Here is a 16,825-nt window from a genome sequence, read left to right on the forward strand (position 1 = left end):
ATGAAGGAAATTCTCGAAGAACTGGAACGGCGCCGCGACGTCGCCCGCCTCGGCGGCGGCGAGGCGCGCATCGCCGCCCAGCACAAGCGCGGCAAGCTGACGGCGCGCGAGCGCATCGATCTCTTCCTTGACGAAGGCTCGTTCGAGGAATTCGACATGTTCGTCGAACATCGCTCCACCGATTTCGGCATGGACAAAAGCCGGATTGCCGGCGACGGCGTCGTCACCGGATGGGGCACGGTCAATGGTCGCACGGTGTTCGTCTTCGCCAAGGACTTCACCGTCTTCGGCGGCTCACTGTCTGAGGCGCATGCCGAGAAGATCATGAAGGTGCAGGACATGGCGCTGAAGAACCGCGCGCCGATCGTCGGCATCTACGATGCGGGCGGCGCCCGTATCCAGGAGGGCGTGGCGGCTCTCGGCGGTTATGCCGAGGTGTTCCAGCGCAATGTGCTCGCCTCCGGCGTCATTCCGCAGATCTCGGTGATCATGGGTCCTTGCGCCGGCGGCGACGTCTATTCGCCTGCGATGACCGATTTCATCTTCATGGTGCGTGATACTTCCTACATGTTCGTCACTGGGCCGGACGTGGTGAAAACCGTCACCAACGAGACGGTGACGGCAGAAGAACTCGGCGGCGCCGTGGTGCATACGGTGCGCTCGTCGATTGCCGACGGCGCCTACGAGAATGATGTCGAAACGCTGCTGCAGGTGCGCCGGCTGATCGATTTCCTGCCGCTTTCGAACACGGCGCCGCTACCGGAGATCGAATGTTACCAGTCGGTGACAGATGTCGATGCCTCGCTCGATACGCTGGTACCGGCGAGTTCCAACAAACCTTATGACATCAAGGAACTGATCCGGAAGGTGGCGGACGAGGGGGATTTCTTCGAGATCCAGGCGAGCTTTGCCAAAAACATCGTCTGCGGCTTCGGCCGCGTCGAGGGCTCGACCGTCGGTTTCGTCGCCAACCAGCCGATGGTGCTGGCCGGCGTGCTCGACAGCGACGCCTCGCGCAAGGCGGCCCGCTTCGTCCGCTTCTGCGACTGCTTCAACATTCCGATCGTCACCTTCGTCGACGTGCCGGGCTTCCTGCCGGGTACGGCGCAGGAATATGGCGGCCTCATCAAGCACGGCGCCAAGCTGCTTTTCGCCTATGCCGAGGCGACAGTGCCGAAGCTTACCGTCATCACCCGCAAGGCCTTCGGCGGCGCCTATGACGTGATGGCGTCGAAGCATCTGCGCGGCGACCTCAACTATGCCTGGCCGACGGCGCAGATCGCCGTGATGGGCGCCAAGGGCGCCGTCGAGATCATCTTCCGCAAGGATATCGCCGATCCGGAGAAGATCGCCGCTCATACCAAGATGTACGAAGACCGGTTCCTCTCGCCCTTCGTCGCCGCCGAGCGCGGTTATGTCGACGAGGTGATCATGCCGCACTCGACCCGCCGGCGGCTGGCGCGCGGTTTGAAGATGCTGCGCAACAAGGATCTCGCCAATCCGTGGAAGAAACACGACAACATCCCGCTTTGACCATGGCGCGGGCGAATAAGACCGTCCATTCAGGCGTTTAGCTGCTGTCGAAAAAGTGAACGGATGTCAGCAATCCGTGTGTTCAATCCTTGGCGAGGACAGGTTAACGCTCGGCTGTGTCTTTTAAAGAGGGGTTTTAATGTCAACTTTCGACCGTCTTTCCGCCTATCAGCCCTATGGGCTGGCTGCGCTCAGAATCATCACCGCGCTGCTGTTCATCGAACACGGCACGATGAAGCTTTTCGCTTTCCCGGTTGCGCAAATGGAAGGCTCGCTGCCGCCGCTGATGCTGTTCGCCGCCCTGCTCGAGCTGATCGGCGGCATCCTCATTCTCGTCGGCCTGCTGACACGTCCGGTCGCCTTCCTGCTGGCCGGCGAAATGGCCGTCGCCTATTTCATGGCGCATGCCCCGAGCAGCTTCTTCCCGGCCGTCAACCAGGGCGACGCCGCGATCCTGTTCTGCTTCGTTTTCCTCTACCTGGTCTTCTCCGGTCCCGGCGCTTTTGCCGTCGATAACCGCAAGACAGTCTGAACGATAAGCTGAGGGGCGTCGGCGGCGCCCCTCGATCTCATGTCAGGCGGTAAGCTTGAGGCCGGCGATGCCGGCGACGATCAGCGTGATGCAGGCAAGGCGGGAGACACTTGCCTCATCGCCAAGCAGCCAGATGCCGAGAAACACGGTGCCGACCGTGCCGATGCCGGTCCAGACCGCATAGGCAGTGCCGATCGGCAGATGCTTCACCGCCAGGCCGAGCAGCACGATGCTCACCACCATCGATATGACGGTCAGCGCCGTCGGCAGCGGTCGTGTGAAACCCTCGGTATATTTAAGGCCGATCGCCCAGCCACATTCGAAAAGACCGGCGAGCAAAAGCAGAAACCAGGCCATGCAACTCTCCTTGTTCAAGAGCGAGGCCGTCCCCGCGACAGTTGCGTCCTGAGGAAGGACGCCGCAGTCGTCTGCGATAGTGCCTATATGCGTGAGGCGGCGCCGATGTTCAAGGTCGGAATCGGCACAGCTGCCATGCCAGCCGTTTCTTGCGAGCTTGTGCGAGCCACATCAAGACTCCCCGCCAGCCTCCGCGGCAAGGCTTTTGGCGCGGCGGCAGAGGCGATCGAAGGTTTCGAGGAAGCGTGAGCGGTCCCTCGGGCTAAAGGCGGCGTTGTAGCCCTTGCTCTCGCCGGTTTCGCGCAAGTGCGCGCCGAGATCGCGCATGGCGCTCGCCATGCCGATATTGGTCTGGTCGAAGACGCGCCCGGTGGGGCCGCTGACGAAGGCGCCGGTCGCGACACAGCGCACGGCAAGCGGCACATCGGCGGTGACGACGACATCGCCCGCGCCGGCGCGTTCGGCGATCCAGTTGTCGGCGGCGTCGAAGGCGTTGGAGACGATGACGTTGTGGATCATCGGATCGCGCGAGGGGCGCAGGCCGGAATTGGCAACGAAGGTGACTTCGAGGGCGTGCCGTTCGGCGACCTTCAGGATTTCCGGCTTCACCGGGCAGGCATCGGCGTCGACGTAGATCATGGCAATATCCTCATGCCGGTTGCGTGGCCTTCTGGCGGACCATATCGATATGGGGAATGCCGTCTTCCAGATATTCCTGTGACACCGCGATGAAACCGAAAGATTGGTAGAACCGGCGCAAATGGGCCTGTGCCGACAAGGCAATGGGATTTTCCGGATAAAGCCGCTCGCAAGCGGCAATCGCCTCCCTCATCAGTACATCGCCCAGCCGCTTGCCGCGATGGTCAGGCGAGACGACAACGCGGCCGATCTTCGACGGATCCTGCGGCTCATACGGTTTCAGGATTCGCGCCGCGCCCAGGAGTTCGGCACCTTGCAGCAGCCGCAGATGCAAGGCATCGATATCCTTGCCGTCAAGTTCCGGGTAGGGGCAGTTCTGCTCGACGACGAAGACATCGACGCGCATTCTCAAGAGGTCGTAGAGCTCCCGCGCGGGAAGTTCATCGAGACTCCTGAGGTCTACCCTATAGGTGGCAGCAGCCCCCGTCGCCTTGACCTCCATCAGTACCTCGCCGGCCCGCGGCCCCTCCAGCTGTACGGTCATCACTTCCAGCGGTTTTCCTGCCTGAACGGCAACGGCGGCGCGAACTTCCATTTGATATCTCCCTGCTGATTCCGTCGGTACCCGGCTGCGTGTCGGGCTGAGCTTGGCATGCTCGGCAAGCCGGGCTGACGTGAATCTGCCCACCTGGCTTGTCTCTCAGGCAAATTCCATGATCACGGCATCGACGGCCAGGCTTTCGCCGGCTGCGGCATTGATCTTCGAGACGACGAGATCGCGGTCGGCGCGGAGCACGTTTTCCATCTTCATCGCTTCAACGATCGCAAGCGTCTCACCGGCCTTGACCTCCTGGCCCTCGGCCACCGCGATGGCGACGACGAGGCCGGGCATCGGGCAGAGCAGGAGCTTGGAAGTATCGGGCGGCAGCTTCACCGGCATCAGCATGTCGAGCTCGGCATGACGCGGCGAAAAGACCTTGGTCGTCACCGAAAGTCCCTGCCAGTCGATACGCAAGCCGTTCAGAACGGGGCGGATCTGCGCGGTGATGGCGCGACCGCCGACCTTGCCGTTCCAGACAGGGGCGCCCGGTCTCCAATCGGTGACAATATTCTGGCTCTCGCTCCCCATCGCCCCATCGATCGCGATATCCATATCGAAGGGGATGGTGACGAGGCCGTCGAGCAATCTTGCCGCGACGTGGTTGTCGCCGATCTTGACCACCCAATCCTCGCGCAGCGCGCCCGCTGCGGCGCGCAGGCGATCGGCGAAACGTTCGCGGCGGTTCGTCTCGATCAGGCAGGCGGAAAGCGCGATGCCGGCAAGCACGGCTTCTTGCGCCCGGTCCGGTTTCATCGGCGCAAAGCCATCAGGATATTCCTCGGCGATGAAGCCTGTGGAAAGCCGGCCCTCGCGCCAGCGCGGATGTTTCATCAGCGCCGACAGGAAGGGAACATTGTGCTCGATGCCATCGACGACGAAACCGTCGAGCGCCTGACCCATGGCCTCGATCGCTTCCAGCCGCGTCGGCGCCCAGGTGCAGAGCTTGGCGATCATCGGATCGTAATACATCGAAATCTCGGCACCCTCGAAGACGCCGGTGTCGTTGCGGACGACGACATTGCCGGTCCTGCCTTCCGCCGGCGGCCGGTAGCGCGTCAGGCGGCCGATCGAGGGCAGGAAGTTGCGATAGGGATCCTCGGCATAGAGCCGGCTCTCGACCGCCCAGCCGTCAAGCCTCACATCCTCCTGGGCAAAGGGAAGGGGCTCTCCCGCTGCGACACGGATCATCTGCTCGACGAGGTCGATACCGGTGATGAGTTCGGTCACGGGATGCTCGACCTGCAGGCGGGTGTTCATTTCGAGAAAATAGAAATTGCGGTCGCGGTCGACGATGAATTCGACGGTGCCGGCGCTCTGGTAATCGACGGCTCTCGCCAGCGCCACCGATTGTTCGCCCATCGCCTTGCGGGTCGCTTCGTCGAGGAACGGCGAGGGCGCCTCTTCCGCCACCTTCTGGTTCCGCCGCTGGATCGAGCATTCGCGCTCGCCGAGATAGACGACGTTGCCATGCGCATCGGCCAGGACCTGGATTTCGATATGGCGCGGCTCGACGACGAACTTTTCGATGAAGACGCGGTCGTCGCCGAAAGAGCTTTTCGCCTCCGAGCGGGCGCGCTCGAAGCCGTCGCGCACTTCCGCCTCGTTCCAGGCAATGCGCATGCCCTTGCCGCCGCCGCCGGCCGAGGCCTTGATCATGACGGGATAACCGATCCCGCCCGATATCACCTCCGCATGGGCGGCATCCTCGATGATGCCGAGATGGCCAGGCACGGTGGAGACACCGGCGGCATTGGCGAATTTCTTCGATTCGATCTTGTCGCCCATCGCCATGATCGCTTTCGGCTTCGGGCCGATGAAGACGATGCCCTGCTTTTCCAGTTCAGCGCAGAAGGAGGCGCGTTCGGACAGGAAGCCGTAGCCGGGATGCACCGCCTCGGCGCCGGTTGCCTTGCAGGCGGCAATGATCTTTTCGGCAACCAGATAACTCTCCGACGCCGCGGCCGGGCCGATATGCACGGCCTCGTCGGCCATCTCGACATGCAGCGCGTCCCGATCCGCATCCGAATAGACCGCGACGGTCAAAATACCCATGCGGCGCGCAGTCTTGATCACGCGGCAGGCGATTTCGCCGCGATTCGCGATCAGGATTTTCTTGAACATCGAGACTCCACCCAGAAATGCATTCCGGAGTTTTACGCACAAAACACCGGAACGCACAATCAGGCTTGCGGAGCGTCAGGCGACGGCAGCTTCTGCGACGGGTTCCTCGTCGACGATGCGCAGCCAGCGGCTGCGCCGCGGCTCGGCATAATCGCGCAGCTCGACGGCAGCCATGATCCCCGCCCAGTGCGGATGATTGGCGCCGCGCAGCGTTGCCTGCTCGATCTGCTGGAGAACGCCGTATTCGACCGACGAGACCGGGATGGTGCCGCCTTCGGCGACGCTTCTGAAGATGCGCATCGCATAGTCGATGTCCTGGCGGGTGATGCCCCGGCGATCGATGGCGCGCGACAGCTTGTAGCCACCGATATTGTCGGTGATCGCCAGGCGGAGCTGATCGAGGGCGAGCGCTCTCAACTCGACTGGGACATCGGCCGAAATCTCCATGACGTGGAGAATGAGTTCGAGCTCGAGCGCCGAGTTGACGACACCATCGGTCGTGAACATGCGCATGATCCAGGCGACGTTGATTTCATCCAGCGAGCCCTGCGGATAGGTGTAATGGACGATGAAACCGGCGAGCTGCTCCACGAAGAAAGCGTTCCAGTCGGCACATTTTTCAGGGCAGGAATTGTTGAGCGCCAACATCGCCACGACATCGTCGGATGTCCGGATACCCTCCGGAAAACTATGTTTGCGCAGCAGTACTATATCTTCGGCCGTCAGCCGATGCTTGCCGGCCACGACACAGGCCGGAAAAGCGAGACGAAATTCGCTCATGTTTTAACTCCAGGCTTCATCATGAAACCGGAGACAGTTTTATCGTCTGCGAATTGACGATCCCTCAAGAAGAGGAGTTAACCCGATATTCCCCAGGTTAGGAGGATTTTAACGATTGCGCCTGCAGCCGCTCGCGCCAGATGATGAAGAGGCCTGACGCAACGATGATGAAGATGCCGATCCATTTGGAAAAGCTCGGAAAATCGTTGAATAGCGCATAGCCGAGAACGGTCGCCGAGATGATCTCGAAGTACTGGAACGGTGCAAGCAGCGACAGCGGCGCGAGGCGGAAAGCCCGGACGACGAGCATATGCGCATATCCCGAGATCGAGCCGAGGGCGAGAAGCAGAACAAGGCCGAGGCTGGAGGAGGGCAGAGAGACGGCAAAATCAGCATTGCCGGAACTGCTGCCGAGGAAAAGGGCGGCCGCCATGAAGACCGTTCCGCCGATGCCGGCCATCGTCTGCATGGTCAGTGGCGAATCGGCCTCGCCGATGGCGCGGTTGAGGAAGAGATAGAGCGAGAACAGAAAGGCGCAGGCGACCGGCAGCAGCGCCTTCAGGCCGAAGATTTCGTAGCTCGGCTGAATGACGATCATCGCGCCGCCGAACCCGACGACGATCGCCACCCAGCGCCGCCAGCCGACCTTCTCTCCGAGAAACAGCGCCGACAGCGCGGCCAGCATGAAGGGTTCGACGAAATAAATGGCAAAGACATCGGCAAGCGGCATGTATTTGACGGCGACGAAGAACAGCAGGCTCGCACCACCATGCAGCGCACCGCGCAGCAGGTTCATCCACGGCCGTTGGGCCGAAAGCGCCTTCAGCCCGAAAAGGGCGAAAAGAATCGGCAGGGTGCAGGCGATCTGGAAGAAGAATCGGTAGAAGGTGACCTGACCCGGCGACATCGCCTCGAAGGTCGCCATATATTTAGCGATCGCATCCATGGTCGGCAGGATGAGCATGGCGCCGGACATGATGGCCATGCCCTGCAGGGAATTTTGATGGGGCTCTGACATGGCTGCTGATTCTTGCGAGGATGACGCCATCAACCACGGGAAGGCCGGGCGATCAAGCCGAGCAATCGCAAATGGATTCGAGGTGAAAACGAAATCGTCGCTTAGAGAGCGTTTCCCTGAAGGGAAAATGGTGCGGTCGAGAAGACTCGAACTTCCACGGGTTGCCCCACAGCGACCTCAACGCTGCGCGTCTACCAATTCCGCCACGACCGCATCGTGGTAGGTGCCGATTTGCGTCGGCGGGGCAGCATGTAGCAAAAGCATCTGGGGTGCACAAGGGCGATATGACAGTTTTTTTGAAAACCGCTCACAGCATTTGAATTGGCCCCGAAACGGGTCCATATAGCTGTGCTGCCGCCCCTATTTTACAGGCATTTCGGGGAGAGCGGCAAGGAATGGCCATGCTTCGCACCGATCTCGAATTCTCCATGCTTCCCCAACTCGGAACCCGACCGGTCCGCTGGCGCATCGCCGACGGTCTCGTTCCCTATGAGGAGGCGGTGGAGACGATGGAGCGCGAAGTGGCGATAATCGCCGATGGCGGTGATGAACTCGTCTGGCTCGTCGAACATCCGCCGCTCTATACCGCCGGCACCAGCGCCAATGCGAGGGACCTCGTCCAGCCGAACCGGTTTCCGGTCTTTGCGACCGGGCGTGGCGGTGAATACACCTATCATGGACCCGGCCAGCGCGTCGCTTATGTCATGCTCGATCTGAAGAGGCGGCGCCAGGACGTGCGCGCCTTCGTCGCCGCCCTCGAAGATGTCGTCATCCGCACACTTGACATGATGAATGTGCGCGGCGAGCGACGTGAAGATCGCGTCGGCGTCTGGGTGCGCCGGCCGGAAAAGCCATTGCTGGCCGATGGGACGATGGCCGAGGACAAGATCGCCGCCCTCGGCATAAGACTGCGGAAATGGGTGACCTTCCACGGACTGTCGCTCAACGTCGACCCGGATCTCGATCATTTCGGCGGCATCGTGCCCTGCGGGATTTCGGCCTATGGCGTGACCAGCCTCGTCGATCTTGGCTTGCCTGTGATGATGGCTGATGTCGATATGCGGCTGCGCACCGCCTTCGAGGCGGTTTTCGGCGAAACGGTCAGCGAAGCCTGAACGCGCGCGCCTGAAAAGACGCGCGCGCTGCATTCGTTCTACCAGGAGGGGCTGTTTCCGCCCCAGTTTGAACAAGGTCTCGTCCGTCATGCTCGGCCTTGTGCCGAGCATCTGACCACACCAATTATTCTGACTGAAAAGCTTTTGTTTTCATGTTCTTAATTGGACAATCGCAGATCCTCGGCACAAGGCCGAGGATGACGTCGCGGGTTTGCAGCGGTTTGTCACCAGCCCGAGAGCCGTTTCCGGCCCGTTTTTTCATGGGATCCCCGAGAGCCGTTTCCGGCCCGTTCTTTTATGGGATCAATGCGTCGCGCGGCATGCTTCGGTGCGGGAGGCGCCGCTGTCGGCACCCTTGGTGTGGGAGCCCTTCGGGCCAATCATGCTGTGGCATGGGGGCAGGGGATTGATACCGGCCGTTGCGGTCTTGTCGACGACAGGAGTCGCCATGGCGCTTGGGGCGAAGCCGTCGCTGTCGTTGGTGTAGTCGCTGGAGTAGGCCGGGGCCTTGCGGCTGCTATAGTGGACCGGAGCCGGCTTCGACATCGGGCTCGGAGCGAAGCCGTCGCTGTCATTGGTGTAATCGCTGGAATAGGTCGGCTGGGCGAAGGCGGCGCCTGCGAGGCTGACGGCGAACAGGGACGCGGCAAGGGCAAATTTGATGCGCATGGGTCTATCTCCTCAATCTGCTGTTGAATCCACAACATAAACCAACCCTCGGCACACACGAGTTCGCGCCCCAATTCAGGCGATTTTGTGATAATATGGCGACCCCAACCGCGACCATTTGTCCTAATGAAATCACAGTGTTGTCAAGGTAATTGACGTTCTCGTGACAGAAGCCACCTAACGACATCGGCAATTAGTCTCGTGAATAAGACAGCTGTTGCTACAATCGTAAATTGTTAATTTTTGGTAATCTTGAAAAGATCATCACGGGCGACAGCGGCCCGCCTCCCGTGGATGACCTGGACTTTGGGGCGAAGTCAGTCCTCGTTCGGGATATGCGCGTCGACACCGGTCAGCCGCAGCTTGTTGCGGACATGATGGACGCCGTCGACCGAAAGCGCGCCGAGTTCGACCTTGCGGGCGATGCCGATCGTCTCCACCGATCCTTCCAGGGTAACGACGTGACCGTCTGCATGAACCTCGACGCTGTCGATATTGACCTCGGGAATGTTTTCGAGATTGTCGTTCACCCGCGCTTCGAGATCGTCGCTTTCATCGCGGTCGATCGTATCGGCGCGCAGCGAATCTTTCAGGCGATTCTCGTTGCCGTCTTCATCCGTGCCATCGATCCGGAAGCCCTTGTTGGGATCGCTGTCGAAATTGGCCGCGGTCTCGCCGTAAGGACGATTATCCGGGCCGCCGGTGCCGGCGCCGCTGCCATCGGCATAGGGCCAGCCTTCGTCGAGATTGCGCTCTTCGAGGTCGCGATAATCTTCCTCCCGGGAAAGCTCAGGCTTCTCCCGGGAAAACTGGGTCTTGTCACCGATCCTTGCCATTGCACTCGCTCCTTGTTTCTTTGCTGGAAACGCCGCCAACGGCGAATGGTTCGGCGTGGACGGCGATTTGCCAGCCGTGATTGTCAGCCGTGATTGTCAGCCCTGGGCCTTCTCCCATTTCTTCACGAGACGGTCGCGCTTCAGCCGTGAGAGGCGCTGCAGCCAGAAAATGCCGTCGAGCTGGTCGACTTCGTGCTGGATGCAGATGGCGAGGAAATCTTCGGCACCGTCCTCGTGCACGGCGCCCTCGGCGTCCTGATAGCGGAAGCGGATCGCCCGCGGGCGGGTGACCTCGTCGGTCGCGCCGGGCATCGAGACGCTGCCTTCGGTATGGTTCATCGTCTCCTTCGAAAACCAGGTGATATGAGGATTGACGTAAAGGCGCACGCCGTCGGCCTTGTCGAGCTCCAGCACCGTGACACGGCTGAATACGCCGATATGGGCGGCGGTGATGCCGACGCCGGGGGCTGCGCGCATCGTCGCCAGCAGGTCCTCGGCAAGCGCTATGAGCGAGGAATCGAAGTCCGTCACCGGCGCGCAGACAGTCTTGAGGCCCGGATGCGGATAACGCAGAATCGGACGGATGGGCATGGGGCAGGCTTCCTCTGCTTGGACGGGTGAGGAAACTATCGCCGGCCGCATGCATTGTCATCACGAAGCACGGTTTGCCGCTTTACGACACGGATGCTTTGGGCTAGCAGGGGCCAAGAATTCCGGCTGCGGGAGCCTCGCGCGGGATTCGCTTATCCGCTTGTTGACAATGTGTTTTCGGCCGACATTTGCGAATGCGGCGCGGCAGTCGTTGAAATTCGAACCAGATGCGAGGGCGGCATATGACGACGACCGATGGGGAAGACCGCATTCGCCGGCGTCCCGATGACGGGGAAGCCGATATCTACGACGAGGACGGCAATGTCCGCGGCGATTTTCTGGCGCTCGTCGGTGCTGCGATCGCCGACCGCGACACGCTGTTCCTGCGCCAGAACGTTGCCCGCCTGCATGAATCCGAAATAGGCGACCTGCTGGAATCGATCCAGCCGGACCTGCGCCTGGCGCTGGTACGCCTGCTCGGTGACGATTTCGATATGACGGCGCTGACCGAGGTCGACGAGGCGATCCGCCGCGAAATCGTCGACCAGATGCCGAACGCGCAGATCGCTGCTGCGATCGGCGAGCTCGATTCGGACGATGCCGTCTACATTCTCGAGGACCTCGACAAGGAGGACCGCGAGGAGATCCTCGCGCAGCTGCCGTTCACCGAGCGGGTGCGGCTGCGTCGGGCGCTTGACTATCCCGAAAGCTCGGCCGGGCGCCGCATGCAGACGGAATTCGTCGCCGTGCCGCCATTCTGGACTGTGGGACAGACGATCGACTACATGCGCGACGAAGAGGATCTGCCCTATTCCTTCTCGCAGATCTTCGTCATCGATCCGACCTTCAAGCTGCTCGGCGCCGTCGATCTAGACCAGATCCTGCGCACCAAGCGACAGACGAAGATCGAGCAGATCATGCGTGAGACCAACCATCCGGTTCCGGCCGAGATGGACCAGGAGGAGGCTGCCCAGCTCTTCGAGCAATACGACCTTCTCTCGGCCGCCGTCGTCGACGAAAACGGCCGGTTGGTCGGCGTGCTGACCATCGACGATGTCGTCGACGTCATCCACGAAGAGGCGGACGAGGACATCAAGCGCCTCGGCGGCGTCGGCGACGAAGAGCTGTCGGACAATGTGCTCTCGACGGTGCGTTCGCGCTTCCTGTGGCTTTTGATCAATCTCGGCACGGCGATGCTGTCGGCCAGCGTCATCGGGCTGTTCGACGGCTCGATCGAGAAGATGATCGCGCTTGCCGTGCTGATGCCGATCGTTGCCTCGATGGGCGGCAATGCCGGCACGCAGACGATGACGGTGACGGTGCGCGCGCTCGCCACCCGCGATCTCGACATCTACAATGCCGGCCGCATCATCCGCAGGGAGGCGGGCGTCGGCATCCTCAACGGCATCGTCTTCGCGACGATCATGGGCGCGATCGCCGGCACGTGGTTCCATGACTACCAGCTTGGCGGAGTGATTGCGGCGGCGATGGTCATCAACTTGATGGCAGCCGCTCTTGCCGGCATCCTGCTGCCGCTGCTGCTCGACAAGATGGGGGCCGATCCGGCGATCGCCTCTTCCGTCTTCGTCACGACGGTGACGGACTGTACCGGCTTCTTCGCCTTTCTTGGTATCGCCACATGGTGGTTCGGCATCTGAACCGCCCAAAAATTGACTATTACGTAAAAGTCAATATTATCGTCTGTCCGACGACGGGGAACACATGCCGGTGAACAAATATTATAGCATAACGGAACTGACGCGCGAATTCGGGGTCTCGACGCGCACGCTCCGCTTCTACGAGGACGAGGGACTGATCCATCCGGAGCGGCGCGGGCGCACCCGTCTGTTCCGGCAAGCCGACCGGCGGCTGATCGGGGAAATCCTGCGCGGTCGGCGCATCGGCTTCACCATCGCGGAGATCCGTGAGATCATCCAGGTCTACAAGGAGCCGCCGGGCGAACTCGGCCAGTTGAAGCTCCTGATGAAGCGCGTCGACGAGAAGCGCGACGACCTGCGCCAGAAGCGCAAGGATATCGATGACACGCTGGCAGAACTCGACTCTATCGAAGAGACTTGCCTCGGCCGCCTCGCCGAAATCGGCGTCAACACCTGAAAACGCCGCAGAGCGATTGCCGGCGTTTATTGCGCCTCGGCGCTGCATTCGGCGGCGATCGTCTGGACCCGCTCGTCGTTCTGTATATCGATCGCGCCCGCCTGCAGCGGCGTGAACAGGGCTTGCGCCTGCAATTTCCCCAGCGTGCACTGACAGAAGCTGTGGCAGAGCGCTTCGCCTTGCTGCATGACGCAAGAGGCGTTGCATTGCCTTAGGTAAGTTGCGACCGGATCCGGGGCTTGCGGCGGGAGGACGAGGGAAATCCCATAGGCGATGCCAATCAATACGGGCTGGTGGATGAGATAGAAGGCAAGGCTGTGGCGGCCGAGCCTCGCCGGCCACCAGGAGCCGGTGCCGACGGCGGCAAGCCGGTGCAACAGCTTGGTTCTGACAGCGATCGAGGCGATGCTCAATCCGGCGAAGAAGGGCGTTGCCCATGGAAAGAGCGGCACATAGTCGTTGGATCGTTCCGGCGCCACGGCAAGGCCGATCCAGGCGAGATATCGCGGATCGAAGAAGGATGAGCGAAGCAGGTCGGGTGGCCCGAAATTATCGGTAATCCAGGCGGCAAAGAGCGCGAGCGTGGCGATGAGCGTGAAGGCGAGCGGCAATCTCAAGAAAATGACGCCGATGAGCGTGAGCACCGCGATACAATGCAGGATGCCGAAATAGATCCACTCGTTCGGCATCGCGATGCGTGTGGCGATCGAGATCACCGCGGCTGCCGCGGCGATCATGCCGAAGCGCTTCCAGAAGGAGGGCCAGCGAATCTCGGGCCTGCTCGACAGCGCCAGGCTGATGCCGACGATGAAGAGAAAGGTCGTGGCGATCGCCCGGGCATAGATCTTCAGCCAGCCGGTCTCGGCCGTGCCCGGCGCGAGATAGCCCATGAACTCCATGTCCCAGCTGAAATGGTAGCTCGCCATGGCGATCAGCGCGATGCCGCGCGCCGTATCCAATAGACCGATGCGCGGCGGTTTTGCCGTTGCGTCGGTTTCCCTTGCCGGCAATGTCATCAAAGTCCCTCGGACAAATCATTTCCGTCGCTCGACGGCCTATCGCGGCGAATAGCAGAAAGGTGGAGATTTGATGGCGGGCCGGTATCCATGATCGCCAGTCGCGCTTGCGAGAAAAATTGCCGGCGTGTCAGCACGAAGATGACGATCGCCGTCGTCAGCATGAAGACATAGGGGTTGATGAACCAGCCGAGATAGCCGATCGACAGGAAGATCGCCCTGAGGCCCTCGTTGAAATTGCTGCCGGCAATGACGTTCATGCGGATGACGCGTTCGGCGGCCCGCTCAGCGGCGATGACGTCGCGCTCGGTGTCGCGCATCATCGGGATCGAGCCGAAGAGGATGGTGCAGTAGTTGAACAGCCGGTAGGACCAGCCGAATTTGAAGAAGGCATAGCCGAAAAGTGCTGCCAGCCCACCGACCTTCATCTCGAAGACGGCATGGCCGCCATGGAAGACGAAGGGCAGGTCGGCGAAGACGGCGTCGACCTTCTCCGTCGCGCCAAGCAAAGCAAAGCAGCTGCCGATCGCGAAGATCGACGTCGAAGCGAAGAAGGCGGTGCCGTTCTGCAGGCCGGCCATGATCTGCGTGTCGATCATCTTCAGGTCGCGGCGCAGCGAATTGTAAATCCACTCCCGGCGCCGTTCGGTCATCGCATGGGTCAGGCTGGTGCGCCCGAAGAAGGTACGGCCATGCAGCAGCCAGGAATAGCCCATCCAGACAAAGGCAAAGAAAGCCAGAGCGATATAATCCGCCGTCGTCATCAGTGATTCGGTCTCCGCATCAACGCGGCCACTATGCCGCAAGTCGGATTATGCCGCATGGCCGAGTTCGGCGGCTTTACGCGGGCTTTCGGCCATGCGGCAGTTCGGCATAATCGAGCCGTCGGGAAACGACAAGGCTTGGTGGATCGCCGGCCGGCATCTTCTGGAACTAACGAAAGCAATGCGGTCATCCGTCAGCTTGGGGATTCGGGGCGGGCACTCGGAATTCTCACGCCCGAGCGAAAGCCGTATCATCAATCGGCTGCAACCGGCAGACGAGCGTGCCGCGTTAACCGCTTATAAAGTCGTCATGGCCAATTCTTGAGGACTGAACCTGAACTCCGAATTCAAAAGTGACCCATGAGTCGGCCGGATTACATCCCGAGTCTTGATGGCCTGCGCGGTGTCGCTGCGCTTCTGGTCGTTGGAGCCCATATTGGGCTTATCTTTCCGATCACAGCTCCGCATCTCGTGACGATGGGCGACGAAGCTGTCGGTTTGTTTTTTGCTCTCAGCGGCTTCCTGATGGCTCATCTTTACGGCTCACGGCCGGTCACGAAAGAAAACGTGCTGGATTTTCTTGTGAGCCGCTTTGCCCGCATCTATCCGGTTTACCTGGTGGCCGTCGTTCTCGTAGCGATGCTGTCGAGCATGCAAAATCTGGATTTTGTTCAGCCGATCGCTGGCGGCACGGACTTTCTGCGCCATGTCTTTCTTCTCGGCTCGAGTGGTGTTTTCTGGTCGATACCGCCCGAGATCCAATTCTATCTGCTCTTTCCTGTTCTGTGGCTTTGCTTGGCCCAGCCGCACCGCTATAGCGGCGTGATTGTGGGCCTCACCGTGGCCGTCGTCGTGGATGGCTTGGTTGAATTGCCAGGCCCGGGGATAGTGCTCGTCTCCAAGCTTCCTTACTTTCTTTTCGGGGCACTTGCCGGGATCATGCATTCCTGCTGGACTAGATGGATTCCATCTGTCCTCACAGGTATTTCAGCGCTTTTCCTTCTGGCGGTGTTTTTCACTTACCGGCATATCTTGCCCGGCTTTTCCCCGGAATTTTGGAGCCTGCAAAGTGCGGTGGCCGCGGCCGTCATTGTCGGGCTCGTCGCTCGACAGCCTCCCATCGCAGCCCGTGTCCTGGCAGCTGCACCAGTACGGTTTTTCGGAAAAATCAGTTTTTCACTTTACCTTTTCCATGTCCCCATCATGTTCCTGGCGCGTCTGACCTTTGATGCCTTGATGCCCGAACCGGCGCTCATCGTGGTGACGCTTTGCATTGCGGTAGCCGGGGCATGGTTCATCCACGAGACTATAGAGGTTCCAGGCCGGCGGCTGCTGGTCCTGATATGGCAGGACAATCGCTGGCGTCTGGTTTCGCGCGAAACTCCGGCCGACCAAATGGACCGCGCAATTCTCGGCTTGCAGGAGATCGAAAAGCGCCTGCTGAGCGACGCAACGCCAGCCATGGCCGATCAACGACAAATCTCGACGACGGCCGAGCCCTGGGATGGAGCCGACGGCACGGTCATTCAAGATGATCGCAACGGGAAGCTTCGCGCATAGCTCAGCTAAGCTCTTGGGCGAGTCCGATGAGAAGCCCTCCAGGCCCGCGGATGTAGCAGAGCCGATAGGTGTCTTGATAGTCCACGACTTCGCCGACGAGCTGCGCGCCGCGCTTGCGGAGCCTCTCAAGCGTCTCGTCGATGTCGTCGAGGGCGAACATGAGGCGGAGGTAGCCTAGAGCCTAGAGCGTTCACCGGGGCATTGCGGTGATCCGCGACGGCAGGCGGCCTGAGGAAGCGGGAGAGCTCGAGCCGGCTGTGGCCATCAGGCGTGCGCATCATGGCAATCTCGACGTGCTGATCGCCCAGTCCAGTCACACGTCCAGCCCATTCTCCTTCGATCATGGCCCGCCCTTCGAGCTCGAGGCCGAGCTCGCGAAAAAAAACAATCGTCTCTTCGAGGTCATCGACGACGATTCCCACGTTGTCCATCCGTTTGAGCGCCATGTGTCCAATCTCCCAATCTGCAAGGTGTCGTCTAGCATCGACGTCAGCAGGACATTGGGAGTCGGTACAGACTGTCAAGATAAAGCCACCAGTTCTTCCGCCGCATAGGCTTCATTGATTGCAGCAATGAAC

17 protein-coding genes, 1 tRNA gene and 1 pseudogene are annotated in these 16,825 nt (G+C 60.8%); 6 read left to right on the forward strand and 13 right to left on the reverse strand.

All coding sequences use genetic code 11. The features are described 5' to 3' along the window. Together GFM02_RS19915 and GFM02_RS19920 are read left to right on the forward strand one after the other, a co-directional pair. A complete protein-coding gene (locus tag GFM02_RS19915; RefSeq protein ID WP_062944333.1) occupies window positions 1-1,533 on the forward strand; it encodes an acyl-CoA carboxylase subunit beta in 1,533 nt (510 codons plus the stop codon). Between the two features lie 139 nt (window positions 1,534-1,672). Continuing rightward, on the forward strand, window positions 1,673-2,065 hold the full coding sequence (locus tag GFM02_RS19920) for a DoxX family protein (protein ID WP_168322522.1): 393 nt from the start codon (window positions 1,673-1,675) through the stop codon (window positions 2,063-2,065). Window positions 2,066-2,107: 42 nt separating this feature from the next. On the opposite strand, the gene sugE is transcribed toward GFM02_RS19920, so the two are convergent. The 7 genes from sugE to GFM02_RS19955 form a co-directional block, all read right to left on the reverse strand. After that, complete coding sequence (gene sugE / locus GFM02_RS19925) at window positions 2,108-2,422, reverse strand: quaternary ammonium compound efflux SMR transporter SugE (protein WP_168322523.1); 315 nt, start codon at window positions 2,420-2,422, stop codon at window positions 2,108-2,110. 171 nt (window positions 2,423-2,593) lie between these two features. Continuing rightward, the gene (locus tag GFM02_RS19930) at window positions 2,594-3,061 is read right to left on the reverse strand and encodes a YaiI/YqxD family protein (RefSeq protein WP_168322524.1); all 468 of its coding nucleotides are present in this window, start codon (window positions 3,059-3,061) and stop codon (window positions 2,594-2,596) included. A gap of 10 nt (window positions 3,062-3,071) precedes the next feature. Beyond that, on the reverse strand, window positions 3,072-3,656 hold the full coding sequence (locus GFM02_RS19935; RefSeq protein ID WP_205930386.1) for a GNAT family N-acetyltransferase: 585 nt from the start codon (window positions 3,654-3,656) through the stop codon (window positions 3,072-3,074). 105 nt (window positions 3,657-3,761) lie between these two features. Beyond that, a complete protein-coding gene (locus tag GFM02_RS19940) occupies window positions 3,762-5,783 on the reverse strand; it encodes an acetyl-CoA carboxylase biotin carboxylase subunit (protein WP_168322525.1) in 2,022 nt (673 codons plus the stop codon). Between the two features lie 75 nt (window positions 5,784-5,858). Then, window positions 5,859-6,563 (reverse strand): hypothetical protein, encoded by a 705-nt coding sequence (locus tag GFM02_RS19945; protein WP_064648181.1) that lies wholly within the window; start codon window positions 6,561-6,563, stop codon window positions 5,859-5,861. A 97-nt stretch (window positions 6,564-6,660) separates the two neighbouring features. Continuing rightward, window positions 6,661-7,611, reverse strand: a complete 951-nt coding sequence (locus GFM02_RS19950; RefSeq protein ID WP_205930387.1) for a DMT family transporter — start codon at window positions 7,609-7,611, stop codon at window positions 6,661-6,663. Window positions 7,612-7,709: 98 nt separating this feature from the next. Next, a tRNA-Leu gene (locus GFM02_RS19955) sits at window positions 7,710-7,794 on the reverse strand. 182 nt (window positions 7,795-7,976) lie between these two features. Between GFM02_RS19955 and lipB the strand changes: the two genes are divergently transcribed. After that, window positions 7,977-8,696 (forward strand): lipoyl(octanoyl) transferase LipB, encoded by a 720-nt coding sequence (gene lipB, locus GFM02_RS19960; RefSeq protein ID WP_168272231.1) that lies wholly within the window; start codon window positions 7,977-7,979, stop codon window positions 8,694-8,696. 303 nt (window positions 8,697-8,999) lie between these two features. On the opposite strand, the gene GFM02_RS19965 is transcribed toward lipB, so the two are convergent. The 3 genes from GFM02_RS19965 to GFM02_RS19975 all read right to left on the reverse strand — a co-directional run bounded on the left by GFM02_RS19965 (window position 9,000) and on the right by GFM02_RS19975 (window position 10,792). Then, entirely contained in the window at window positions 9,000-9,365 is a 366-nt protein-coding gene (locus GFM02_RS19965) for a hypothetical protein (protein WP_168272230.1), read from the reverse strand. A 317-nt stretch (window positions 9,366-9,682) separates the two neighbouring features. Next, complete coding sequence (locus tag GFM02_RS19970) at window positions 9,683-10,201, reverse strand: BON domain-containing protein (protein WP_168322527.1); 519 nt, start codon at window positions 10,199-10,201, stop codon at window positions 9,683-9,685. Between the two features lie 96 nt (window positions 10,202-10,297). Then, on the reverse strand, window positions 10,298-10,792 hold the full coding sequence (locus tag GFM02_RS19975) for a peptide deformylase (protein WP_168322528.1): 495 nt from the start codon (window positions 10,790-10,792) through the stop codon (window positions 10,298-10,300). 242 nt (window positions 10,793-11,034) lie between these two features. Between GFM02_RS19975 and mgtE the strand changes: the two genes are divergently transcribed. Both mgtE and GFM02_RS19985 read left to right on the forward strand, forming a co-directional pair. After that, a complete protein-coding gene (gene mgtE, locus GFM02_RS19980; protein WP_168322529.1) occupies window positions 11,035-12,450 on the forward strand; it encodes a magnesium transporter in 1,416 nt (471 codons plus the stop codon). Window positions 12,451-12,514: 64 nt separating this feature from the next. Beyond that, window positions 12,515-12,907, forward strand: coding sequence for a MerR family transcriptional regulator (locus GFM02_RS19985; protein WP_129422434.1), 393 nt, complete (start codon window positions 12,515-12,517; stop codon window positions 12,905-12,907). A 26-nt stretch (window positions 12,908-12,933) separates the two neighbouring features. On the opposite strand, the gene GFM02_RS19990 is transcribed toward GFM02_RS19985, so the two are convergent. Then, the gene (locus tag GFM02_RS19990; RefSeq protein WP_168322530.1) at window positions 12,934-13,923 is read right to left on the reverse strand and encodes a heparan-alpha-glucosaminide N-acetyltransferase; all 990 of its coding nucleotides are present in this window, start codon (window positions 13,921-13,923) and stop codon (window positions 12,934-12,936) included. Continuing rightward, window positions 13,923-14,687 (reverse strand): DUF599 domain-containing protein, encoded by a 765-nt coding sequence (locus GFM02_RS19995; RefSeq protein ID WP_028741294.1) that lies wholly within the window; start codon window positions 14,685-14,687, stop codon window positions 13,923-13,925. The genes GFM02_RS19990 and GFM02_RS19995 overlap by 1 nt, the downstream gene beginning before the upstream one ends. A 360-nt stretch (window positions 14,688-15,047) precedes the next feature. Between GFM02_RS19995 and GFM02_RS20000 the strand changes: the two genes are divergently transcribed. Further along, window positions 15,048-16,247 carry an acyltransferase family protein gene (locus GFM02_RS20000; protein ID WP_168322531.1) on the forward strand — a complete coding sequence of 400 codons (1,200 nt, stop codon included), beginning with the start codon at window positions 15,048-15,050 and terminating at the stop codon, window positions 16,245-16,247. Between the two features lies 1 nt (window position 16,248). Here GFM02_RS20000 and GFM02_RS20005 read toward each other — a convergent pair. Further along, window positions 16,249-16,693 (reverse strand): annotated as a pseudogene (locus tag GFM02_RS20005) (VOC family protein). Window positions 16,694-16,825: the final 132 nt, after the last annotated feature.

Origin of the sequence: Rhizobium leguminosarum bv. viciae, from assembly GCF_012276115.1 — a bacterium.
In the GTDB taxonomy this organism is placed as follows: Bacteria; Pseudomonadota; Alphaproteobacteria; order Rhizobiales; family Rhizobiaceae; genus Rhizobium; species Rhizobium leguminosarum_T.